Origin of the sequence: Embleya hyalina (genome assembly GCF_003967355.1) — a bacterium.
GTDB lineage: Bacteria > Actinomycetota > Actinomycetes > Streptomycetales > Streptomycetaceae > Embleya > Embleya hyalina.
This window is the reverse complement of sequence record NZ_BIFH01000016.1, coordinates 150,125-170,891: the sequence shown is the minus strand read 5'-3', so window position 1 is coordinate 170,891 and position 20,767 is coordinate 150,125. Positions and strand designations below refer to the sequence as shown.

Genomic DNA, 20,767 nt, shown 5'->3' with positions numbered 1-20,767 from the left:
GTGCCCGGTCAGAACGGAGCCGGCGGGTCCTTCGGACGGGGCGGGGGCGGCGGCTGGCGCGGGATCGGGGGCGCCACGGGCGGCGCCGAGCCGGGAACCGGGCCGGACGCGGCGACTTCGGGGTGGGTCGGCTGGGCCGCGTACAGGGTGTGCATCGGATGCATGGGGTGCGCCGGGTGCATCGTCGGCGGCACGAGGAAGGCGTATTCGCGCTCGATCTGGAACCCGGTGATCCGGGCCACGACCGCGATGGCCGTGCCGGCGGCGATGATCATCAGGAGGAAGGCCCAGCCGGCCGCGGTGTCCGAGGTGCGGTAGGACTCGTGGTAGGCGACCCACGCGTCGCTGCCGGTCATCGCGTCGCCGCCGTCGCTCTCGCGACCGCTCAGGCCGACGGCGAGGACGACGTTCGCGGCGAGATAGGTCGACCACCAGGCCCAGAGCAGCGGATGCCGCCCGGGGGTGGCGCCGCCGCGCATCGGCGCGCGGGGATCGCTGGCCTTCCAGATGTCGTGTGCGATCAGCGGCGGGAACCACAGGTTGACCACCGGGCAGAACCAGCCGCCGATCGCCCAACCGCCGGACAGGCGCTGCACGGACGGCGGGAACAGTTCGACATTGCGCCGCGCGCGATGGAACCAGACCACGAAGACCACGGCCGTCGCGACCATCGCCAGGGTCGCGAGCCCCCACCACACGGCGATGGAGTGGTTTGCCCCGTCCGAATCGGGCGCGGACCACCTGCTGCGCAACAACTGGTCGACCAGGCTCGCGCGGTGGAAGAACGCGATGGCGGCGAGCAGACAGGCGACGGCCGTGACGCCCAACAGGACGTAGAGCGCGATGGCCGGCCCGCGCAACGACCGGAAGATCGGACCCGGCCGAAACCGCGGATCCGGCATCGGCGTCCCGACGGGCCCGAAGTGGGCGAAGCGCGCGTCCAGGGCGGCGTCGGTGGGGGTGGTGGGAGGGGCGTACTCGCGATGACCACAGTTCGTACAGCGATCCGGCAACGTCGATCGGGCACCGCAGGCTGAGCACAACACGAGTTCGTATCCCCCGTCGACGGTCCTCGGCACGCGACCGGACGGGCCGGCGGGCGACGGCATCACGGCCGACCGCGCCGACCGCGCCGACGGCGCCGCGTAACGGGCATCATGCCGTGAGTACCTTCCCATGTCACGATCGGGAGACCCGCGAATACGCGAGGTGATGGGCGTGGCGACGACGCCGGCGCACCGCATCGCGCGGAGCGGCGCCGTGCCGCGCGGCCGGGCGGGGCATGCGTAACGACATGGGTGGTTTGGGGGTACGGTCTGGGGGTGATCGGGACGTGGTGGGATGTGCTGCTCGTCGGCGGGGCCTCCGGGGTGGGCAAGAGCCGGGCGGCCGCGGAACTGGCCCTGTCGGCCGGGGCGTTCGTGGTCGAGTTCGATGACGTGGTGAGTGCGGTGCAGCACATCACGACGGCCGGGGGGCATCCCGGGCTGCATCTCTTCGACGGGATCGCCGATGTCGACGGGCTCGGTGTCGAGCGGGTGCTGGATCTCCAGATCGCCACCGCCCGAGCGCTGGATCCCGCCGTCGTCGGCGTCGTGCGCAATCGGCTCACCGTCGATGTCCCGGCGGTGGTCGAGGGCGACTACCTCACACCGGCCGCCGTGGCGCAGGCCATGCGGGAGGGCGTCGAGGCCGGGCGCAGCGTGCGAGGGGTGTTCCTGCACGAGGACGACGGTGCCCGGATCCTCGCCAACTACGCCGAGCGGGAGCCGGAGGGCGGGGTCCAGACGCAGCGGGCGGAGGTCGGTGTTCGATACTCGCGGTGGCTGGCGGAGGAGGCGACGCGGTACGGGCTGCCGGTCGTCGAATGCCGGCCGTGGGGCACTTTGACCGAGCGGATCGGGCACGCCGTTGCCCGGGCCGCGGTGGGGAACGCGGGGCGGGCCGAGCGGTTGGCGGTGGAGTGAGGTCGGGGTGGAACGATCGTGTTGGGCACGGTCGGATTCCGTGCGGGAGTGCCTGAGTGAGCGGTGAGCAACCTCCGGGTGGTTCGGCGGTGTTCGAGCGTTTCGTGGTGGAGTGCGATGGCGAGCGGCTGAGTTGTGTGCGGGTTGTCCCCGCTGCCGGCGCCGGAGCCGGTCGTGGTGCCGGTGTCGGTGCCGCGGTCGAGGGTGCGCACGATCTCGGGGCGCCGTCGACCGTTGTCGTGATGCACGGTGCCGGGAACGGGAACAAAGGGCGTCTCGTCGAGCTGATGAGCGACTGTGCCGGTCGTGGTTTCCCGGCTTGTGCGCTCGACTTCTCGGGGCACGGCGACAGTTCCGGGACCCTTGGCGAACTGAGCCTGGAACGCCGGTTCGTTCAGGCCCGCGCGGTCGTCGACGCGGGTGTGCCCGCGGATCACCGGCTGATCATGGTCGGGTTCAGCATGAGCGGGCACACGGTGGCGGATCTGGCGGCTCACTACGGTGACCGGGTGCGGGCCATCGGGCTGTGCGCGCCCGCCGTCTATGCCGCCGAGGCGTGGAGTGTTCCGTTCGCGGCGGGCTTCACCGGGATCATTCGCGCGCCCGGCAGTTGGCGGCGGTCCCCGGCGCTCGATGCCTTCCGCGGTGTGGCGGCGCGTGCGGTGTTGGCGACCCCGGTGGTCGACGAGGTCATCCCCGAGGCCGTGACCGAGGCCATCGCGGCCGCGCTCGGTGCGTCGGCCGCGCGGTTCACCCGGCTGGTGTTCCCGCGTGCGGGTCACAAGCTCGGGTTGTGGTTTCGGGCGAACGCGGCGGCACGCGCGGAGTTCCTCGACGCCGTCCTGGCCGGATCGCCCCGAGACCCGGATGGCGAGCCGGGCGTCGGGGCCGACCACTTGGTGCACTGAAGCGTTGTTTCGATCCGCCGCCGTGCCGGCCGGTTCGCGTGCTGCTCAGGCGAGTTGCAGGCGGTCGATCAGGCCGGCCGCGGTGAAGGCCTCGACGAGGGCGGTGCGGCCCTCCGTGAAGTGGCCCCAGCTGTCGAAGTGGACCGGGACGACGCGGCGCGCGCCGAGGATGGCGGCGGCCTCGGCGGCCTGGGCGCTGTCCAGGGTCAGCAGGGCGCCGTCGAACAGCGGGGTGCGGGCGGCGCCGGCGAAGAGTACGGCCGTGTCGACCGGGCCGACCCGGGCCGCGATCTTCTCGACCACGGGCAGGGACGCGTTGTCGCCGCTGACGTAGACGGTCGGGAGGTCGGCGGCGGTCAGGACGAAGCCGACGACCTCGCCGGTGATCGGCTCGCAGCCGTCGGGGCCGTGCTGGGCGGGGGTGGCCGTGACGGTCACGGTGCCGCCGTCGGGGCGGGGGACGTCGATCGTCGCCCACGGGGCCAGCGGACGGGCGGTGCCGCCGAGTCGGCCCGCGCCGCCGGGGGTGGTCAGTACGAGCGGGACGTCGGCGAGCAGCGCGCGGCCGGAGTGGTCGAGGTTGTCCGGGTGTTCGTCGTGGGAGAGCAGGACCACGTCGATCGGGCCCAGGTCGGCCGGGTCGACCGAGGCCGGGGCGGTCTTGGTGAGGAAGCGGCCGTCGCCGACGGGGTACTCGCCGGGGGCGTCGAAGGCGGGGTCGGTGAGGAACGTGAGGCCGCCGTACTCGATCAGGGCGGAGGGGCCGCCGAAGACCCGAATGGCGATCTGCTCGTTGGTCGCGTCGATACCGGTCACTGCACACCTCACGGATAATCGTTGTGTTTGCCGTGAGAAAAGCTAGCCGATCCTCACGGAGAACGGCAAGGCTTAACATGAGACTCATGAAGGAGACCGCCCCGGCCGCGCCCGCCGACCCCGCCGCCGATCCCGTCGCCGACCTCGCGGCCGATCTCGCCGCCGCCCGGCCCGTGCGCTCGGGCCCGCCGCTCGCGCCGGGCGCGGATCGGTACCTGGCCCTGGACCTGGCCAACAGCGATCTCGCCTTCCCCGGCAGCCGGGACGTGGATCTGCTCGGCACGCCCGAGTCGGCGAGGGAGTGGCTGGTCACGCGCGAGTTGGCACCGGCGGAGACCGTGCTCTACGACGTGTGCGCGGGACGCCTGCGGGCGCTGCGCGACGCGGTGCGAGCGCTGTTGTCGGCGCGGGTCGAGGACGCGGTGGCGCCCGCCGACGCGGTACGCGCCGTCAACGACGCGCTCACCAGCGCGCCGTCGGCCGCGCTGCTGCACTGGGACGACGTACACGGTCCGTATCGGGCGCAGGCGCACCCGATCGACCAGATCGTCAACCACGCCATCGCCGTGCTGGCCGCCGACGCCGCCGACCTGCTGACCGCGCCCGACGCGGCACGGCTCACCCCCTGCGGCGCCACCCCCTGCCGCCGCTTCCTGGTCCGTACGCACGCGTCCCGGCAGTGGTGCTCGACCCGATGCGGCGACCGGGTCCGGGCGGCGCGGGCCTACGCGCGCCGGACCCGGGGGACGGCGGACTGACGGCGAGCGGGACTCGCGGTGGGCCGGGCGGGCCGTGGGCCGCGTCGGCTCACGGGCGTCAACGAGCCGTGCGCGGCGTACGCTTCAGCAGATCGTGGGACAACCGCAACAGGTCGTCCGCGCGCAGGACTTCGCCGGCCGAGCCCGGGATCGGCACGTGCAGGCGGTCGGTCCAGCGGCTCGGGATGGCCGCGAGGCCGTACACGGCTCCGGCGAGCGCCCCGGTGACCGCGCCGACCGTATCGGTGTCGCCGCCGAGGTCGACGGCGGCGCGCAGGGCGTACTCGTACGACGTCGTCGTCCGCAGCGCCCAAACCGCCGAGCCGAGGCAGGGCCAGACCGCGCCGTTGAACTCGGTGGCGTCGGTGGGGTGCCAGGTCGGGGACAGCACGACGGCGTAGCGGTCGCGATGGTCGGGGTGTACCTCGTCGAGGGTGCGGGGCAGCGCGACCACCGGGTCGTCGCCGTTCAGGGCCACCCGCAGCAACTCGTGGAGGATCGCGGTGCCCTCCCACGCCGCCCGGTCGCCGTGGGTCAGCGCGGCGATGCGGCGGGCGGCGGCCATGGTGGCCGTACGGCCGTCGGCCGCGAACCAGACCGCGGGGGTGGTGGCGCGCATCAGCGAGCCGTTGCCGGCCGCGCGTCCGGTCGTTTGGAAGTGCACGCTCGCGGCGAGGTCCCAGGGCAGGCCGTTGGTGAGTACGTCCTCGGTCTGCAGACCGATGTCCTTGGGTTCGGAGCGGGCCCAGCGGCGGAAGCGGTCGAAGATGTCGGGCAGGTCCGATGCACCGCGTTCCAGGAGGGAGTACGCCACGTGCACGGCCATCTGGGTGTCGTCGGTGGCCTCGCCCGGGTCCCAACCGCCGCCACCGCACATCTCGTTCGCGTAGCGCGCCTCGGTCCGGGATCTTCCGGGCGGTGCCTCGGGAAACCGCGTGCCGAAGCCGCCCGGAAGCCCGAACTCGAAGGGCGCTCCCAGCGCGTCCCCGACCGCCGAGCCGACGACGGCCCCGGCGGCGCGCCGTGTGATGTCCATGTGGGCAGCGTAGAGGGCGGGGCGTGGGGCGGGTTCGAGGGTGTGTATGACGAGGCCGGGTGGGTGGGGGCGCCGTGGTTCGGGCTACGGCGTGGACGGTTCGGTGGAGCGAAGGACCACGTAGGTGGGGCCGAGGCGGGTGTGGATCCGGGTGAGGTGGGTGGGGGAGGGGTCGATCAGATAGCGGTGGGCGGCGGCGGTGAGCAGGGGGAGGTCGACGGAACTGTCCGTGTAGGCATGGGTGATCGGGCCGGTGATGCCGGCCGCGCGGATCCGCTCGACCTTGCGGACGCCCCGGCACGCCGGCAGCGGCCGCATGCCGGTTCGGCTCGCGGTCAGCCGGGAGGCGATCACGTCCACCGGGGCCAGTCCGAGTTCGCGGCAGATGGCGGCGGCGAGGGGCTCGGCGCAGGACGTCGCGACCACGACGCGGTCGCCGGCGGCGAGGTGGGCTCGGGCGCGGTCGACGGTGTGCGGGATTCGGTTGCCCTCGGATGTGCGTTCGGCGGCGAACTCCGTTGCGAGGGCCGCGAATCGGTGTGGGGGGAGGCCGATGGTGGCGAGTCGGAGGAGCAGCGCGAAGGCGCGGCGACGGGTGGGGTGGAGGGCGTACAGGGGGGCGAGTACCGGTACGCACAGGATCGCGGCGACGGCGCGCCAGGGGGATCGGCGCAGCAGGGCGCGGGTGAAGTGGGTGAAGGAGTCGCCTCGGACGAGGGTGCCGTCGAGGTCGAAGACGGCGATGGGGCGGGGGGCTGGTGGGGGCTGAGGCACGGTGCGCTCCTTAGGTGCTGGGCGGGCCGGCGTGGGCGACTCGTGGCGCGGAGCGGGTGGTGGTCGGCGGTCGGCGAAGAAGGAGAGCCGAGCGCGTGTCGACGCCGCTCGCGGGTCGGCCGGATCTTCCCGTTCATCCCGTGGTCGAGGCCGGGTTCCCCGGTCGGCGCGGCCACCTCGCCCACCTCGGGGCCCAGGTCTCGGTATCGGTGTCGGTGCGTCGGCGGGTGTGGAGGTGTGTACGGAGCATCGTGACCGTCGGGTGTGGGCTGTCGCGGTGGGAGAGCAGGGAGTGGGGGTAGATCGGGGTCGGCGCCCGTACGGGGACGCGGCGCAGGCCCTGGTCCGCGGGCCAGACCAGGCGGGTCTGTTCGCCGACGAAGGTGGCCAGGGTCCGGGAGTCGGCGATCGTGTCGAGCAGCGGCTCGGTGCCGAAGTCGGGGCCGGTGACCTCGATGGTGAGGCCGAACGTCGCGGCGAGCGCGTCGTAGTACGCGGCCCACTCGGTGCCGGCCACGATGCCGGGCATCCAGATCCGGTGTCCGGCGAGTTCGGCGGGGGTGACCGCGCGGGCGCCGGCGAGTTCGTGGTCCGGTCCCGTGAGCAGTTCGATGGGTTCGGCGAAGGCCCGGGTGGCCCGGATGTCGTCGGGGAGTCGCCGGCCCGGCATGGTGACGGCGCGGAAGGACGCGTCGATCGTCCCGGCCCGGATGCCGGCGATGGCCGCGTCGGCGTCGAAGAGCGTCACCACGTCGAGTTCGAGCCCGGGGTGCGCCCGATGGAATTCGCCCAGCCGCCCGGCCGGGGCGAGTCGCCGACCGATCACGTCGATACGCAGCGGGCGGCGACCGGGAGCCACCGAGGCCACCGCCCGCGCCTCGGCCCGAACGACATCGCGGGCGTGCGCCAGGAACGCCTGCCCGTCGACGGTGAGCTTCGCGCCGCGCGCGGTGCGGGTGAACAGCCGTACGCCCAGGGACTTCTCCAGCGCGGCGACCCGCTTCGACACGGCCTGCTGGGTGAGCGACAACTCGGCGGCGGCGTCCCGAAACCTCCCCGCGTCCACGACGGCGACGAAGGTCCGAACAGCATCGAGATCCACCCGGCGCATGTTAGGGCCTGTCCGGCACGTCGGTGCCGCTCGGCGCGACACGACGCGACCCACCGGGAACCGCCGAACATGCCCCGGCCGCCCGAGCGGTGGTGCGGTCCGGTCACGCGGACGGACGAGTTCGCTGTCACCCGTCGAGGATGAGGGTGGCCACGGGATCTACAGGCCCAACCTCGTGGCGAAGGTCGAGAAAGCGGGTGCCACGACCCGCCACTGGCACTCGTGAGGGTTCGTCCGGAAGTCACTGCCTACAACGCGGGGATCGGTTGGGTCGGTTCGATAGTCGAGTGCCAGCGCAACGTCGTCCCCAGGGTTGCGATTGACGGCAATCAACACTGCCTGTTCGACGTCGAGCCAAGGGAGTTCGAGGGGGCTGGTGGTGGTGCTTCCGCGTGCCTCGCGAAAGAAGGCGCAGCGGGCATCGTCCGCGAACATGTCCATCGATCGGGACTCGAACTCCATTTGCTCCGCGTTCGATACGAAGACGAGCGGATCCTCGAACCACGGGATGACCTCCGCCAACACGGCATCACCGGGGTGTCGCCAACGGCCGCGATCGATGAGAGAGGTCAAGGGGGTGGGGAGGGCGAGTCCACGGACTGTCGAAGGCGCCATGGTGTGCAGTTTCGCACGGCAGGACGGCTCGACGGCCCATCGGTTCGAGCGGTCCCCGTGCGGCGATTCGTAGTCATCGACCGCGTGCCGTCACACTGTTGAGCCGCAGGTATGGAGCCGGCACCAGTGCGCGGTCGGCGTGCTTGAGAGTGCGCGGCCACGTGGGGACCGGCCGGTTTCACCCTCGGGACGAACGTCCGTGCCGCCGATCGTGATCCTTCGGCTCGTTTCGGCTCAGTCGGGCAGGTCGGGGGAGAGGAAGGGGGTGAGGAGGTCGAGCAATGCGTCGGGGCGGTCGAGGGGGATGATGTGGCCACAGTCCGGGAGTTGGTGTGCGACCAGGTCGTCGGTGACGGGACGGAGTTGGCGTTCGAGCCCGGGGCCCACGGGGTGGGAGCCGACGGCCATGGTGGGCATGGTCAGCCGAGCCGTCGCGACGGCGTCCCGGATCTGGCGCGCGCTGGTGGGCAGGGCCCGGTAGTAGGAGAACGCGCAACGCAGGGCCTCGCTCCCGGTGTACGCGTGGACGAAGGCCGCGCGGATGTCGTCGGGTACTCCTCGCCCGAGTGTTCCCGAGTCGAGGAAGAAGTCGATGTACGCGGCCTCGTTGCCGGCCAGCACGGTCTCGGCGAGGCCGGGGACGGCGTGGAAGCCGAACCACCACGGGGCGCCGTTCGCGACGACGTGTTCGGCTCCGGGCAGGCGGCCGAGCAGTGCCTCCATCACGACCAGGCGCCGGACGAGGTCGGGCCGGCGCAGCGCGAGCAGGACGGCGGGGGCGGTGCCCGCGTCGATGCCGACCACCGCCGCGGAGGGCTCGCCGAGTGCGTCGAGCAGCCCTTCGGCGTCGGCGGCGAGGGTACCCGCGTCGTAACCCTCGACGGCACGCGTACTGGCGCCGAAGCCCCGCAGGTCCGGGGCGATGACCCGGTACTGCCCGGCCAGTCGGTCCATGACGGTGCTCCACAGTCGCCAGGTGTGCGGGAAGCCGTGCAGCAGGAGTACCGCGGGTCCGTCCCCGGCGATCGCGACGTTGAGCTGGACGCCGTTCGTCGCGATGCGACGCTGTCGGTGTGCGGCGGTGGCGGGCATGATGGCTCCTCCGTCTGGTTACCATTGGTGACCATAGAACGATAGGAAACCGTCCGGCCGCTTCCCAGACGGCACTTTCACGGAACGTGGTGAGCCACAGGTGACCACCGGAGGAACCCGGGCCGCCGGTCGCGGGACACGCGGTGACGTGTTCGATCCCCGATGCCCTACGCGGCAGTTGCTGGACCGCATCGGTACGAAGTGGACGTCCATGGCCGTCAAGACGCTCGCCGACGCCGCACCGGACGAGGTGCGCTTCGCGGAGCTGCGACGCCGGATTCCCGGTGTCTCGCAGAAGATGTTGTCCGTGACGCTGCGCAGCCTGACCCGCGACGGACTGGTGTCGCGCCGGGTCGAACCGACCGTGCCGCCGCAGGTCTTCTACCGACTCACCGCACTCGGACTGTCCCTGGAAACCGCGCTCGCGGGGCTGCGGACGTGGGCGGAGGAGCACATGGCCGAGATCGACAGCGCCAACGAAACCGCCGACCGGGCCTGAACGTCAAAGCACGCGGCTCCGCTCGCCGTGACCCGGCTGCGCCGGCCACCGGCGGGGGCACCGCCGAAGGCCGAGGTGGTGAACAGGCTTCGGGTGGAGACGGTGCGGCATGGTCCTACCAGGGAATCGGCCCGTCCTCGGCCAGAAAGGCGCCCGTCGGGCCGTCCTCGCCCGCCGTCGCCAGGGCGACCGCGACGGCCGCGCCCTCCTCCGGCGTGCGTATCCCGGTGTGGCGGTTGAGGTCGGTCGCGCAGTAGCCGGGACTCACCGCGTTGACCAGGATCCCTTCGGCGCGCAGTTCGTCGGCGTAGAGCGCGGTGATCGCGTTCAGCGCGCTCTTCGAGGTGCAGTAGGGGAGAAGGATCGAGGAGTGGGCGGACCACGGGCTGCCCGGGTCGGCCAGGTGGGTGAGGGAGCCGAGTTCGCTGGACATGTTGACGATGCGCGCGGCGGCGGAGCGCCGGAGCAGGGGGAGCATGGCGTGGGTCACCGCGATGACGCCGAACACGTTGGTCTCGTAGACCTGTCGGACGGTGGCGGCGGGGGTTTCACTCGGCTTTCGCGGTCCGGCGGCGATCGCGGCGTTGTTGACGAGGATGTCGAGGCGGTCGAACGTGGCGTCGATGTGCTCGGCGGCGGCCCGGACCGAGGTCTCGTCGGTGACGTCCAGCGTGACGAACCGTACGTCGGCGCCGTCGGCGCGAAGCTCCTCGGCCGCCGCCTCGCCACGCTCGGCGTCGCGGGCGCCGATCAGCACGGTGATGCCGAGCGCCGCGAGTCCGCGCGCCGTTTCCTTCCCGATGCCCTTGTTCGCGCCGGTGATCAGAGCGGTCCTGTGCGAAGTCGTCATGGCGCTCAGCCTCCCTTCACCCATGGGCGGCGGGGAAAGACCGGATGACTCTGGATCTATAGTCCACGGATATGAGTGAGCTGGAGGTGCGGGAGCTGCGGTACTTCATCGCGGTCGCCGAGGAGCTGAACTTCAGCCGGGCCGCGCAACGCCTGGGGATGGCGCAGCCCCCGCTGTCGAAGGCGATCGCTCGGATGGAATCCCGGCTCGGGGTACGCCTGTTCGAGCGCACCACCCGGCAGGTGAGGCTGACCGACGCCGGTCGAGTGCTGCTCGACCAGGCCCGGATCGCGGTCGACGCGGTGCACGCGGCGGCCCGGCGAGCACGCCGGGCGGGTCAGCCGACACCCCGGCTCGTCGTGGCGGTCAAACCGGGAGGCGATGCCGGGCTGCTGCGGGAGATCCTCGCCGGCTACCGGGGAACGGGTTCGCATCCGGCGCCCGAAGTCGTGGTCGGCGGCAGCGGACAGCCGATCGCCATGCTGCGCGACGGCCGTGCCGACGTGGCGCTGCTGCGCAGCCCGTTCGACGGTCGCGGATTGGATTCCCAGACGCTCGTGGTCGAGCCGCGACTGGCGGTTCTCCCCGCCGCGCACCGCCTGGCCGGACGTCGGCGACTGCGGCCGGCCGACCTCGAGGGCGAACCGATCCCGCGCTGGAAGGGGGCCGCCCCCTCCGCCACCGCCTACTACGCCGGACGCGACGGAGCGGAAGCGGGCGACGGCGACCCGGGCTCGGCGCCGGCCGACCCTCCCGAAGGGCCGCTCGTGGCCAGTGTCGAGCAACTTCTGGAGGTGGTGGCGCTGGGACAGGCGGTGGCGTTCCTGTCCCTCTCCACCACCGAGCGGCATCGGCGCCCCGACATCGTGTACCGGCCGGTCACCGGCCTCAGCCCCAGCGCGGTCATGGTCGCCTGGCCGGAGACCTCACGATCCGCGGCCGTCGCCGCCTTCGTCCGAGCCGCCCACGACGTCGCCGCCCACCACCGCGACCGCATGACCGCACTGGCCCACTGACCGGGGCACCGCCCCCGGGGACCCGATCGACTCGATCGGCGAACTCCGCCTCCGGGTGGAGCCTGAAGTACAACTCTTGGTTGTGCGGTGGGTGCCGGCTCGTTGTTTGAAGTCGGGGATCGTCGGTCGCTTTGATGGCTGCGGTCGGTGCTTGGGAGTTCGGGTGGTGAGGGGTGGGCGCGGATGGTGGGTGGGCGGGATCCGGGGCGCGGGTTCGGGTGGCTCTGGGGGGCGTATGCCGTCAGTGCGTATGGGACGGCCTTCGGGTTCGGGGCGTTTCCGCTGATCGCGGTGCTGGTGTTGCACTCGGGGCCGGCTCAGGTGGCGGTGTTGGCGGCCGCGGGGCGGGTGGTGGGTGCGGTGATCGCGGTGCCGCTCGGGCCCTGGGTGGAGTTTCGTCGCAAGCGGTCGGTGATGGTGGCGATGGACCTGGTTCGGTTCGCGGCGCTGACGAGTATTCCGGTCGCGTTCGCGTTCGGCCGGCTGAGCTTTGTACAACTTCTCGTGGTTTCGGTGGTCGTGGCCGCCGCCGACATCGCGTTCAAGGCGGCGAGCGGGGCGTATCTGAAGGCGCTGTTGCCGCCGGCCGACCTGCTCGTTGCGAACAGCCGGTTCGAGTCCACGAGTTGGACCGCCATCACGGTCGGGCCGCCGCTCGGTGGGGCCGCGATCGGCTACTTCGGTCCGGTGACGACCGTGATGGCCGACGCGGTCAGCTATGTGTTGTCGGCGCTGGGCATTCGCGCCATCGGCGGTACCGAGTCGCCGCCCGATCGCACCGGTGCGCCCCGGTTGCGGGCCGGTGATCTGCTCGACGGGTGGCGCTACATCCTCGGTCACCCCGGCTTGCGGCCGTTGTTCTTCAATACGGTCGTGGTCAACGGGTTGATCATGGCCGGTGAGCCGCTGCTCGCCGTACTCCTGTTGGGTCCCCTCGGGTTCGAACCGTGGCAGTACGGGCTGATGTTCGCGGCTCCGTGTGTGGGTGGGCTGGTCGGTTCGCGGTCGGCGCGGCGACTCGTGGCGCGGTTCGGGCGGCGTGAGGTGTTGCTCGTGTCCGGGGTGCTGCGCGCGTGTTGGCCGCTGGGGCTGGCGTTCGTCCGGCCCGGGGTTTCCGGGATGGTGCTCGTCATCGTTCTTCAGTTCGGCCTGGTGCTTTGTTGCGGTGTGTTCAATCCCGTACAGGCCACCTATCGACTGGACCACACCGATCCCGATCGGGTCGCCCGCACGCTGACCGCGTGGTCGGTCAGCAGTACCGCCTCCATCGCGGTGCTGACCGCGCTGGCCGGCCTGCTGGCCGCCGCCGCAGGCACCCGCACCGCGATCGCCGTCGCCGGGATGCTGCTTCTGGCCACTCCGCTGCTGCTTCCGGGGCGCGACGAGCAGCCGGCCGGCGAGGCCATCGATCCGGCGCCTCGCGAAACCGCCGATCAGGCGTCCCACGAAGCCGCCGATCGGGAGCCGAGTGGCAAGGCTCCCGATCGGGCGCACAGCGACCACGCACCATCGGAAGGGAAGACCCCCGCGTGACCATGCTCAACCCCGTACACACCGCCCTGCTCGTGCTGGACTACCAGCCCGCCATCCTCGCCGCGTTGCCCGACGGGGAGGAGCACGGGCATCGCGCCGCCCTCCTGGCTCGCGTGGAAGGGATCGTCTCCGACGTGCGGGCCATCGGCGGTACCGTCGCCCATGTCCGGGTCGGCTTCACCGCGGCCGACTGGGACACGATTCCGGCCGCCAACAAGTCCTTCGCGCCGGTCGCCCGACACCGGCTCATGCACCACGAGGACCCCGCCGTCGCCATCCACGAACGGCTGGCTCCGCGCGACGGCGACATCGTGGTCCGCAAGGTGCGCTACGGCGCGATGTCCACCACCGACCTGGACCGGCGCCTACGCGAGCGCGGTATCGACACCCTGGTCGTGGCCGGCGTCAGTACCGGCGGCGCCGTGTTGTCCACCGTCGTCGACGCGGCCGACCGCGACTATCGGCTGTACGTGCTCTCCGACGGCGTCGCCGACCCGGATCCCGAGGTCCATCGCGCCCTGCTCGACCATGTGTTCCCGACCCGGGCCCACGTCATCGACACCGCCGAGTTGCGCGCCCTGCTGCGGGCCGGCTGAGCCCGCCGCCGACGCGGTCCGCGGTCGGGAGGGTCGCGCCGCGGCGATCCTCCCGGCCGGGGCGGGCGAGGCCCCCGTTTCGCTCCGCCGGCGCCGGCGTACCGTTCCGCCGCCCATGTCAGTACGCCACCGTGAAGCGCGCACGGCGGTGGCGGGGGTGCTCCGCCTCGTCGACCGGGAGTTCGTCGCCCCCGACGCGGAAGGTTCCGGCGCGGGGATCCGGGTCGGGGAGGCGGGCCGGGTCGCGGACCACGGCGGTGACCTCGTGGCCCCGGCACGGGGCCTCGGAGACCGCGCGGCCGGCTACGCCGCCGGCCGCTCCGAATACGGTGATGCGCATGGTGGGGCAATCCTTCCCGGGGTGCGGTCGACCGGACGGTCGATTTCTTAGCGCTAAGGGAAATGTACCTCAGCGTTAAGGTAAATGCGAGGGGCGTCGCGACCCGCTTCGACGGGTGGATTCGGCTAGCCTGACGCCGTGGCAGATCACGTCGACCTTGTGCTGGAGCAATGGGGTACGCAGCGCCCCGATCTGGACGCGTCACCCATGGCGGTGCTCGCCCGACTGTCCCGCGCCGCGCGTCTGGTCGGCACCGAGCTGACCCGGACATTCACCGAACACGGGCTCGACGCCTCGTCGTTCGACGTACTGGCGACCCTGCGCCGCAACCCGCCGCCGCATCGGCTGAGCCCCACCGAGCTGATGCGGTCGTCCATGGTCACCTCGGGCGCGATCACCCAGCGGCTGGACCGCCTCGAGGCGCGCGGCCTGGTGTCCCGCGGCGCCGACGAGTCGGACGGCCGCAGCGTGTTGGTCGCCCTCACGGACGCGGGCCGGGAACTGATCGACGAGGTGCTGCCGGCGCACATCGACACCGAACAGCGCCTGCTCGCCGCGCTCACCCCCAGGCAACGGACCGCCATCGCGGACGGCCTGCGGGTGTTGCTGGAATCGCTCGGCGACGCGAGGGCGTGAGCGCGGGCCGGGGGGTGGGCGCGGGCCGAGGGTGAGCGCGGGTCAAGGGTGAGCGCGGGCCGGAGGTGGGCGTCGGCGGTGGACGGCGGGTCGAACGCCGACCCGACCCGTGACGCCGCGCCGATCCCGTCGGCCGCGCCGCGCCCGGCCGTGCCGCCGCCCGGCCCCGGCTCTCGCCCCGGCGCGATCGCGAATGGAACGCCGTTTGAACGGATAGCAGTACGCGCATGGTTCTTCACACGCGTTCCGTGCAGGTCGCAGCGTCCACCGACCAGGCGTACATGGTGCTGTCGGACACCGACAGGCTCCCCGAATACTTCCCGCCGGTGACCGCCGTCCGGACCACCTCGGCCCACGCGGTCGTGGTGACCGCCGGCGAGGCCGCGCAGTCCGTCGCGGCCGAGGTCGACCTGGATCGGGACGGCCCCGGCACCCGGATCGAGTGGGCCGTGCGCGGTACGCCGTACACCGGCATCGTGATCGTCCAGGACGGCCCCAGCGACATCGACAGCATCGTCACCGTCATGGTCGACGACGGCCGGGATCCGCTCGACCCGGCCGCGGTCGAGCGCGAGCGCGTCCACGACTCGGCGCAGTTCGGCGGCAAGAAGGGCGGCGAGTCGTTGTCGGTCGACGCCCTGACCCGACACCGGGCGGTCGGCACGGACACCGACCTCGCCGTCGGCGACATCCTCGAACGCGGCCTCGACCACCTGCGGATCTACCTCGAGACCGGCCGGCGGCAGGGCTGACGCCCCGCTCGCCCCGCCCCGCGCCCGTCCCCCACCCGCCCCGAGCGAGACCCGGCCCACCGGCCGCCGCTCGGGGCGCACGCGTGTCCGGCCGATCCGGTTCTCCGACGTTCGGCGTCGTCTTGACGGACTCTTGACACCTCCCTCCTCCAGGCTTAATTTTCTCTCACTCTGAAATATTTTCACTCTGAGAGGTGAACATGGCGGAGACGGCGGACGCCCGGTGGGCCAACCGTTCCAGCCTGCTCGCGGTGTTGCTGGCCGGTGGGCGGCACAGTCGCGCGGGCCTCACCCAGCAGACCGGACTCAGCGCCGCCACCGTGTCCCGGGTGGTCGAGGGGCTGCTGGACGAGGGCCTGGTCCGTGAGGGCGCCGTGCTCCAGACCGGCCGGCGGGGTCGTCAGGGCGTGGTGATCGAGGTCGCCGCGGAGCGCGGTGTCGCGGTCGGTGTCGACCTCGGCGGCACGACCTGCCGGTTCCTGGCCACCGACCTGCTCGGCCGCTCGCCGCGCTACCACGAGGAGCCGACGCCCCGACACCTCGCCGCCGACCACCTCGCGGACTGGCTCGCCGAGCGGGTTCGCGCGCTGTACGCCGCCGCCGGGGCCGCGGCCGCCCGGCCCGACGCCGCCGCGCCCGACGTGCTGCGCGCGGGCGTGATAGGTCTGCCCGGAGCGGTCGCGGCCGACGGGCTGGGCGTGCGCGGCGCGACCAACCTCCCGCAGATCGAGGGCGACCTGTTCACCCGCCGACTGCGCCGCGCCCTGGAGGGCACCGTCGCTTTCGGCAACGACGCCGACCTGGCCCTGGAGGGCGAACTCCGGCACGGGGCCGCGCGGACCGCCGAGACCGCCGTGATGTTCACGGTCGGCGCGGGCTTCGGCGCGGGTGTGGCCGTGGACCGGCACATCCGGGGCGGACCGACCGGCCTGGTCGGCGAATTCGGCTTCCTGCCCGTCGACTCCGACGACCACACCGTGGAGGAACTGGTCGGCGCCGAGGGCCTGATGCGCGCCGCCCGCGAGGCCGGCCTCGACGTGGCCACCGCCGCCGACGTCTTCACCGCGACCGCGCCGGCCGCCCGCGCCGTGGTCGAACGTTTCGAGCGTGCCCTCGGCATCGCGCTGACCGCGGTCACCATCGCGTACGAACCCGAACTGGTCGTCCTCGGCGGCCGGGTCTCCGCCTCCATCGACACCGCGATGACCACCCGGTTGCGCGAGCGGGTACGCCGACGACTGCCCGCCTGCCCCGAGCTGGTGCACTCCGAACTGGCCGACCTGGCAGGCGCGTTGGGCGCGGTGTCGCGTGGCCTCACCGCATTGCGCGGGCGCTTCGACGTCGCGCCCGACGCGGCGGCGGCGGTCCGAGCCGACCTCGACCTCGCGGCCTTGCTGACGCCACGCTCGCACTGAGCCCGATCCCCGGTCGACCGTCCGCGCCCCCGAGCGCACCGACCCCCACCGCACAGGCGCGCGTCCCCACCTCCCGCACCCCCGGGGCCCGTCCCGCCCCACCGAACCGCCTGGAGTACCACCCATGTCCACCGCACTGCCCTCGCCGCCCGCGAGCCCGAACCCGAAAGGCGGGTCGCTCCGCCGCAACACACTGTCCGTGTTCGGCGCCGTCGCCATGTGCATGGCCTTCATGGGCCCCGCCACCAGCGTCGCGTTCAACACGCCGCCCGCCGCGGCCGGCGCCGGGTACGCGCTGCCGCTCGCCATCGTGCTGGCCATGGTCGCCAGCCTCCTGGTGGCCAACACCATCGCCGCCTTCGCCCGCAAGCTCCCGGCGGCCGGCTTCGCCTACACCTACAACAGCCACGGGTTCGGCAAGTCCGGCGGCTTCCTGTCCGGATGGCTGCTGCTGCTCACGTACGGCATGGTCGGGCCGATGTTGTTCGCCGCGCTCGGCGGGTACAGCCACGACTTCCTGGACGACCGGTTCGACATCCGGGTGCCGTGGCAGGTGATGTCGCTGGCGTTCGCCGCCGTCGTGTGGGGCGTCAACTCGCTCGGCGTGTCCAGTTCGGCCAGGACCGCGCTGATCTTCCTGGTCCTGGAGGTCGGCGTACTGCTCGGCCTGGCCGGGGTGATCCTCGGCGACGGCGGCGACTCGGGCCTGTCGGTCGCGCCGTTCAACCCGGCCGAATCCATCGACGGGTTCAGCGGCCTGGGTACCGGCATGCTCTGGGGCATCCTGATGTTCATCGGCTTCGAGTCGGTGGCCACCCTCGGCGAGGAGGCGCGCGGCGCCAAGCGCAGCATCCCGCTCGCGCTGTTCACGGCCGTCGCGGTGATCGGCACCTTCTACGTGTTGATGGCCTATTCGACCTCGATCGGCTTCGGCTCCGCACACGGCTCGGACCTGGCCGGCGACGCCGCGCCGCTGACCACGCTGGTCGACCGCTACTGGGGCGTGACCTGGATCCTCGCGCTGACCGTGATCGTCAGCCAGTTCGCCAACGTGGTCTCCGGCTCGAACGCGGCCGTACGGGTGTTGTTCTCGATGGGCCGCGAGGGGGTGCTGCCGCGCTTCCTGGGCCGGACCAACGAGCGCCACGTGCCGCAGTCGGCGATCACCGCGTATCTGGGCTTCTCGCTCGTGTTCGCGCTGGCCCTGGGCAGCGGCTTCGGCGGCGATCTCGGTCCGCTGGGCGTGTACGGGTTCGCCGGCACCGTTCTCGGGCTCGGCATGGTGATCGTCTACATCCTGATGAGCATCGCGGTGATCCGGTTCTACCTGCGCGAACACCGGGGCGAGTTCGCCCTGTTGCGGCACGGGATCCTGCCGGGCGCGACGGTGCTGCTGATGCTGCTGCCGATCTATGGCCAGCTGTGGCCGGTGCCGGAGCATCCGAACAACCTCGTGCCGTACGTGATCGTCGGCTGGATGGTGCTCGGCGCCGCGTATCTGGTGTGGGCGCATCGCTCGCGACCGGAGGTGCTGGCCGCGATGGGGCGGGTGTTCGAGAACGAACCGGGCGCCGACGCGGCGGACACGACGGGCGCGACGGACGCTTCGACCGGGGCGTCCGGGGCCGCGTCGACGGGGGTGGTGTCGGTGCCGACCGGCCGGACCTGATCCGTACGCCCCGTCGTACGCCCCTTCGTCGCAAACCCCGCCCGCGCCAAGGAGACCCCGATGTTCCTGGACCGACTGCTCGCCCACAACCGCCCCCTGATCGACGCCGTCGTGAGCGCCCATCAGGCCGGCGAACTGCTCGCCAACACCTACGTGGTGGACCTGGACACGGTCGCCCGCAACGCCGCCGCCATCGCCGAGGCGGCCCGGGCGCGCGGGTTGTCCACCTACGTGATGGCCAAGCAGTACGGGCGCAACCCCGATGTGACCCGCACCGCGATCGAGGCCGGTCTCGGCCCCGTCGTCGCGGTGGACACCGCCTGCGTGTCGGCGGCGGTGCGCCACGGGCTGCCGGTCGGCCACGTCGGACACCTGGTGCAACCGCACCGGGGCAGCGAGGACTTCGTGGTCGGCGCCGACCCCGAGGTGGTCACCGTGTTCTCGCTCGACGCCGCGCGGCGCGTCGGCGCGGCGGCGCTGCGTCGGGGCGGCCCGCCCGTGTCGGTGCTGCTGCGGGTGCACGGCGAGGGGGACCGGTTCTACTTCGGCCACGGCGGCGGTTTCCCGGCCGCCGACGTGGTGGCCGCCGCGCGGGCGGTGGACACGATCGAGGGCGTCGCGGTACACGGCGTCACCACGTTCCCGGCCCTGCTCGCCGACCCGGACAACCGGCGGATCGCGGCCACCCCCAACCTGACCACGCTCGTCACGGCGGCCGAACGCCTGCGCTCGGCCGGGTTCGACATCCGTCAGGTCAACGCGCCCGGCACCACCTCGGCCCGTTCGCTGGCCATCGCCGCCGACGCCGGGGCCACGCACGTCGAGCCGGGCAACGCGATCCACGGGACCACGCCGCTGCACGTGTTCTCCGAGGACGCGCCGGAGCAGCCGGCGATCGTGTACGTGACCGAGGTGTCGCACGTGGACGGGGACGACGCGTACACCTTCGCCGCCGGCCACTACATCGACAAGGTCCTCGGCGACTTCGGCCTGACCGCGCTGGTCGGCCGGGACGCGGCGACCGCGACCGAGCGGCCGGCGCGCGTGGATACCGCGCCCGACGGGGCGATCCACTACTACACGGTGCTGCGGGACGCGCGGCGCCTGGACATCCGGCCCGGCGACACGGTGGTGATGTGCTTCCGGCCGCAGGTGTTCGTCACGCGTGGGCGCACCCAGGCGGTTTCCGGGCTGCACGCGGGCGCCGAAGGGGGTGCGCCGGTGTGGGGGAGCAGGTACGACGCGGAGGCGCGGGTGGTGGGGGATCCGTCGTGAGGCGTTCGGGCCGGATGGCCCCGCCGGGGTCGTCCGGAGGCCGCGTGTGGCGGTTCCGAACCGAACCCGTATCCCCTCCCGTCGCCCGCCGGACCCAAGGACCGTGACCACCGTGCCCGACACCGCCGATGCCCTCGCCGACCCCCGCGCGATAGTCGCGCTGGACATCGGCGGCACCAAGACCGCCATGGCCACGATCGATGCCGCCGGGGCGATGTCGGCCGGGCGGCGGGTGCCCACGCGGGCGCCGGGCGAGGACATGGGGCACGCGTTCGATCGGCTGCTCGGGGCGGCCCGGGACCAGGTCGCGGCGGCGTCCCGGGGCGGGCGGCACGAGGTGGTGGCCGTGGGTCTGGTGTGTCCCGGGACGGTGACCTCGGCCGGGGTGGAACTGTCGCCGAACCTGCCCGGCATCGAGCGGGTGGACGTGCTGGGCCGGGCCCGGGAGGCGTTCGGGGCGCTGCCGGTGGTGGTGGCCAACGACGTCAAGGCGGCGGGGCTGGCCGAGGTGCGCTCCGGCGCGCTCGTCGGCGCCGATCCGGGGCTGTTCGTCAATCTGGGTACGGGCGTCGCCGCCGCGCTCACCGTCGGCGGCCGGGTCGTGGGCGGCGCCCGGGGCGTGGCGGGCGAGATCGGCTACGCGCTGGCGCCCGGCCGCCCGGACGAGCCGGACCTGGAGTCGCTGATCGGCGGCGGCCCGCTGCTCGCCCGCACGGCGGCCCTGTACGCGCTCGGCGGCACCGGCCCGGCCCCCGACGCGGCGGCGATCCTGACCTCCGCCGACCCCCGGCTGCGTGCGGTCGCCGACCGGGCGCTCGACGTGCTCGCGGGCCATGTGCTCAACCTGTATCTGGCCCTGGACCCGACCCGGATCGCCCTCGGCGGCGGGTTGATGGCCGCGGCCGACCGGGTCCTCGACGCGGTGCGCGGCTTCGTCGCCGAGCACGCGCCAGGCGGCGCCGCCTCGGACGAGGTGATCGTCGCGGCGCGGCACGTCCACGACGGCGCGCTGCGTGGTGCCGCGGCCCTGGCCTGGGACATCGCCCGCGGCGAACGCCCCGGGTGGGCGCTGGTGACGCGATGAGCCCGGCCCCCGAACCGCCCCTCCC

Annotated in this window: 22 protein-coding genes; 13 read left to right on the top strand and 9 right to left on the bottom strand. The window is 72.8% G+C overall.

Features of this window, described 5'->3' with window-relative positions:
* Positions 1-8: 8 nt before the first annotated feature.
* Entirely contained in the window at positions 9-1,079 is a 1,071-nt protein-coding gene (locus EMA17_RS11455; protein WP_160161369.1) for a DUF4328 domain-containing protein, read from the bottom strand.
* Positions 1,080-1,322: 243 nt separating this feature from the next.
* Here EMA17_RS11455 and EMA17_RS11450 point away from each other — a divergent pair, with 243 nt between their 5' ends.
* Both EMA17_RS11450 and EMA17_RS11445 read left to right on the top strand, forming a co-directional pair.
* Positions 1,323-1,967 (top strand): hypothetical protein, encoded by a 645-nt coding sequence (locus EMA17_RS11450; protein ID WP_160161368.1) that lies wholly within the window; start codon positions 1,323-1,325, stop codon positions 1,965-1,967.
* 137 nt (positions 1,968-2,104) lie between these two features.
* Positions 2,105-2,875 (top strand): alpha/beta hydrolase, encoded by a 771-nt coding sequence (locus EMA17_RS11445; RefSeq protein WP_371862995.1) that lies wholly within the window; start codon positions 2,105-2,107, stop codon positions 2,873-2,875.
* A 45-nt stretch (positions 2,876-2,920) separates the two neighbouring features.
* On the opposite strand, the gene EMA17_RS11440 is transcribed toward EMA17_RS11445, so the two are convergent.
* The gene (locus tag EMA17_RS11440; RefSeq protein WP_126636829.1) at positions 2,921-3,691 is read right to left on the bottom strand and encodes an MBL fold metallo-hydrolase; all 771 of its coding nucleotides are present in this window, start codon (positions 3,689-3,691) and stop codon (positions 2,921-2,923) included.
* 86 nt (positions 3,692-3,777) lie between these two features.
* On the opposite strand from EMA17_RS11440, the gene EMA17_RS11435 reads away from it, so the two are divergent.
* Entirely contained in the window at positions 3,778-4,449 is a 672-nt protein-coding gene (locus tag EMA17_RS11435) for an ABATE domain-containing protein (RefSeq protein ID WP_126636828.1), read from the top strand.
* 58 nt (positions 4,450-4,507) lie between these two features.
* On the opposite strand, the gene EMA17_RS11430 is transcribed toward EMA17_RS11435, so the two are convergent.
* The 5 genes from EMA17_RS11430 to EMA17_RS11410 form a co-directional block, all read right to left on the bottom strand.
* Positions 4,508-5,485 carry an ADP-ribosylglycohydrolase family protein gene (locus EMA17_RS11430; RefSeq protein ID WP_126636827.1) on the bottom strand — a complete coding sequence of 326 codons (978 nt, stop codon included), beginning with the start codon at positions 5,483-5,485 and terminating at the stop codon, positions 4,508-4,510.
* A gap of 84 nt (positions 5,486-5,569) precedes the next feature.
* Positions 5,570-6,259 (bottom strand): haloacid dehalogenase-like hydrolase, encoded by a 690-nt coding sequence (locus EMA17_RS11425; protein ID WP_160161367.1) that lies wholly within the window; start codon positions 6,257-6,259, stop codon positions 5,570-5,572.
* A gap of 133 nt (positions 6,260-6,392) precedes the next feature.
* Complete coding sequence (locus EMA17_RS11420; RefSeq protein WP_126636825.1) at positions 6,393-7,361, bottom strand: LysR family transcriptional regulator; 969 nt, start codon at positions 7,359-7,361, stop codon at positions 6,393-6,395.
* A gap of 168 nt (positions 7,362-7,529) precedes the next feature.
* Complete coding sequence (locus EMA17_RS11415; RefSeq protein ID WP_126636824.1) at positions 7,530-7,895, bottom strand: hypothetical protein; 366 nt, start codon at positions 7,893-7,895, stop codon at positions 7,530-7,532.
* 324 nt (positions 7,896-8,219) lie between these two features.
* Positions 8,220-9,077 (bottom strand): alpha/beta fold hydrolase, encoded by an 858-nt coding sequence (locus tag EMA17_RS11410; RefSeq protein ID WP_126636823.1) that lies wholly within the window; start codon positions 9,075-9,077, stop codon positions 8,220-8,222.
* 100 nt (positions 9,078-9,177) lie between these two features.
* On the opposite strand from EMA17_RS11410, the gene EMA17_RS11405 reads away from it, so the two are divergent.
* Positions 9,178-9,576 carry a winged helix-turn-helix transcriptional regulator gene (locus tag EMA17_RS11405; protein ID WP_126636822.1) on the top strand — a complete coding sequence of 133 codons (399 nt, stop codon included), beginning with the start codon at positions 9,178-9,180 and terminating at the stop codon, positions 9,574-9,576.
* 115 nt (positions 9,577-9,691) lie between these two features.
* Here EMA17_RS11405 and EMA17_RS11400 read toward each other — a convergent pair whose 3' ends face one another.
* The gene (locus tag EMA17_RS11400; RefSeq protein ID WP_126636821.1) at positions 9,692-10,426 is read right to left on the bottom strand and encodes an SDR family oxidoreductase; all 735 of its coding nucleotides are present in this window, start codon (positions 10,424-10,426) and stop codon (positions 9,692-9,694) included.
* 71 nt (positions 10,427-10,497) lie between these two features.
* On the opposite strand from EMA17_RS11400, the gene EMA17_RS11395 reads away from it, so the two are divergent.
* The 3 genes from EMA17_RS11395 to EMA17_RS11385 all read left to right on the top strand — a co-directional run bounded on the left by EMA17_RS11395 (position 10,498) and on the right by EMA17_RS11385 (position 13,571).
* Entirely contained in the window at positions 10,498-11,442 is a 945-nt protein-coding gene (locus EMA17_RS11395) for a LysR family transcriptional regulator (protein ID WP_126636820.1), read from the top strand.
* A gap of 183 nt (positions 11,443-11,625) precedes the next feature.
* Positions 11,626-12,975 carry an MFS transporter gene (locus EMA17_RS11390; RefSeq protein ID WP_126636819.1) on the top strand — a complete coding sequence of 450 codons (1,350 nt, stop codon included), beginning with the start codon at positions 11,626-11,628 and terminating at the stop codon, positions 12,973-12,975.
* 2 nt (positions 12,976-12,977) lie between these two features.
* Entirely contained in the window at positions 12,978-13,571 is a 594-nt protein-coding gene (locus EMA17_RS11385; RefSeq protein ID WP_126637171.1) for a cysteine hydrolase family protein, read from the top strand.
* Between the two features lie 118 nt (positions 13,572-13,689).
* On the opposite strand, the gene EMA17_RS53265 is transcribed toward EMA17_RS11385, so the two are convergent.
* Entirely contained in the window at positions 13,690-13,911 is a 222-nt protein-coding gene (locus tag EMA17_RS53265; protein WP_218042803.1) for an NAD(P)H-binding protein, read from the bottom strand.
* A 138-nt stretch (positions 13,912-14,049) separates the two neighbouring features.
* Here EMA17_RS53265 and EMA17_RS11375 point away from each other — a divergent pair, with 138 nt between their 5' ends.
* The 6 genes from EMA17_RS11375 to EMA17_RS11350 all read left to right on the top strand — a co-directional run bounded on the left by EMA17_RS11375 (position 14,050) and on the right by EMA17_RS11350 (position 20,742).
* Positions 14,050-14,547 carry a MarR family winged helix-turn-helix transcriptional regulator gene (locus EMA17_RS11375; protein ID WP_126636818.1) on the top strand — a complete coding sequence of 166 codons (498 nt, stop codon included), beginning with the start codon at positions 14,050-14,052 and terminating at the stop codon, positions 14,545-14,547.
* Between the two features lie 227 nt (positions 14,548-14,774).
* Positions 14,775-15,299: an SRPBCC family protein gene (locus tag EMA17_RS11370; protein ID WP_126636817.1), complete on the top strand. Its 525-nt coding sequence runs from the start codon at positions 14,775-14,777 to the stop codon at positions 15,297-15,299.
* 200 nt (positions 15,300-15,499) lie between these two features.
* Complete coding sequence (locus EMA17_RS11365; protein WP_126637170.1) at positions 15,500-16,714, top strand: ROK family transcriptional regulator; 1,215 nt, start codon at positions 15,500-15,502, stop codon at positions 16,712-16,714.
* 124 nt (positions 16,715-16,838) lie between these two features.
* Positions 16,839-18,383 carry an APC family permease gene (locus EMA17_RS11360; protein ID WP_246126587.1) on the top strand — a complete coding sequence of 515 codons (1,545 nt, stop codon included), beginning with the start codon at positions 16,839-16,841 and terminating at the stop codon, positions 18,381-18,383.
* Positions 18,384-18,443: 60 nt separating this feature from the next.
* On the top strand, positions 18,444-19,658 hold the full coding sequence (locus tag EMA17_RS11355) for an alanine racemase (RefSeq protein WP_126636816.1): 1,215 nt from the start codon (positions 18,444-18,446) through the stop codon (positions 19,656-19,658).
* Positions 19,659-19,761: 103 nt separating this feature from the next.
* Positions 19,762-20,742, top strand: coding sequence for an ROK family protein (locus tag EMA17_RS11350; RefSeq protein ID WP_126636815.1), 981 nt, complete (start codon positions 19,762-19,764; stop codon positions 20,740-20,742).
* Positions 20,743-20,767 lie beyond the last annotated feature (25 nt).

Excerpts from the sequence above, each read along its gene's own strand:
- EMA17_RS11435 (WP_126636828.1), top strand. The coding sequence starts at position 3,778 with ATGAAGGAGACCGCCCCGGCCGCGCCCGCCGACCCCGCCGCCGATCCC.
- EMA17_RS11365 (WP_126637170.1), top strand. The coding sequence starts at position 15,500 with ATGGCGGAGACGGCGGACGCCCGGTGGGCCAACCGTTCCAGCCTGCTC.
- EMA17_RS53265 (WP_218042803.1), bottom strand. The coding sequence starts at position 13,911 with ATGCGCATCACCGTATTCGGAGCGGCCGGCGGCGTAGCCGGCCGCGCG.
- EMA17_RS11385 (WP_126637171.1), top strand. The coding sequence starts at position 12,978 with ATGCTCAACCCCGTACACACCGCCCTGCTCGTGCTGGACTACCAGCCC.
- EMA17_RS11360 (WP_246126587.1), top strand. The coding sequence starts at position 16,839 with ATGTCCACCGCACTGCCCTCGCCGCCCGCGAGCCCGAACCCGAAAGGC.
- EMA17_RS11355 (WP_126636816.1), top strand. The coding sequence starts at position 18,444 with ATGTTCCTGGACCGACTGCTCGCCCACAACCGCCCCCTGATCGACGCC.
- EMA17_RS11430 (WP_126636827.1), bottom strand. The coding sequence starts at position 5,485 with ATGGACATCACACGGCGCGCCGCCGGGGCCGTCGTCGGCTCGGCGGTC.
- EMA17_RS11400 (WP_126636821.1), bottom strand. The coding sequence starts at position 10,426 with ATGACGACTTCGCACAGGACCGCTCTGATCACCGGCGCGAACAAGGGC.
- EMA17_RS11370 (WP_126636817.1), top strand. The coding sequence starts at position 14,775 with ATGGTTCTTCACACGCGTTCCGTGCAGGTCGCAGCGTCCACCGACCAG.
- EMA17_RS11410 (WP_126636823.1), bottom strand. The coding sequence starts at position 9,077 with ATGCCCGCCACCGCCGCACACCGACAGCGTCGCATCGCGACGAACGGC.
- EMA17_RS11395 (WP_126636820.1), top strand. The coding sequence starts at position 10,498 with ATGAGTGAGCTGGAGGTGCGGGAGCTGCGGTACTTCATCGCGGTCGCC.
- EMA17_RS11390 (WP_126636819.1), top strand. The coding sequence starts at position 11,626 with ATGGTGGGTGGGCGGGATCCGGGGCGCGGGTTCGGGTGGCTCTGGGGG.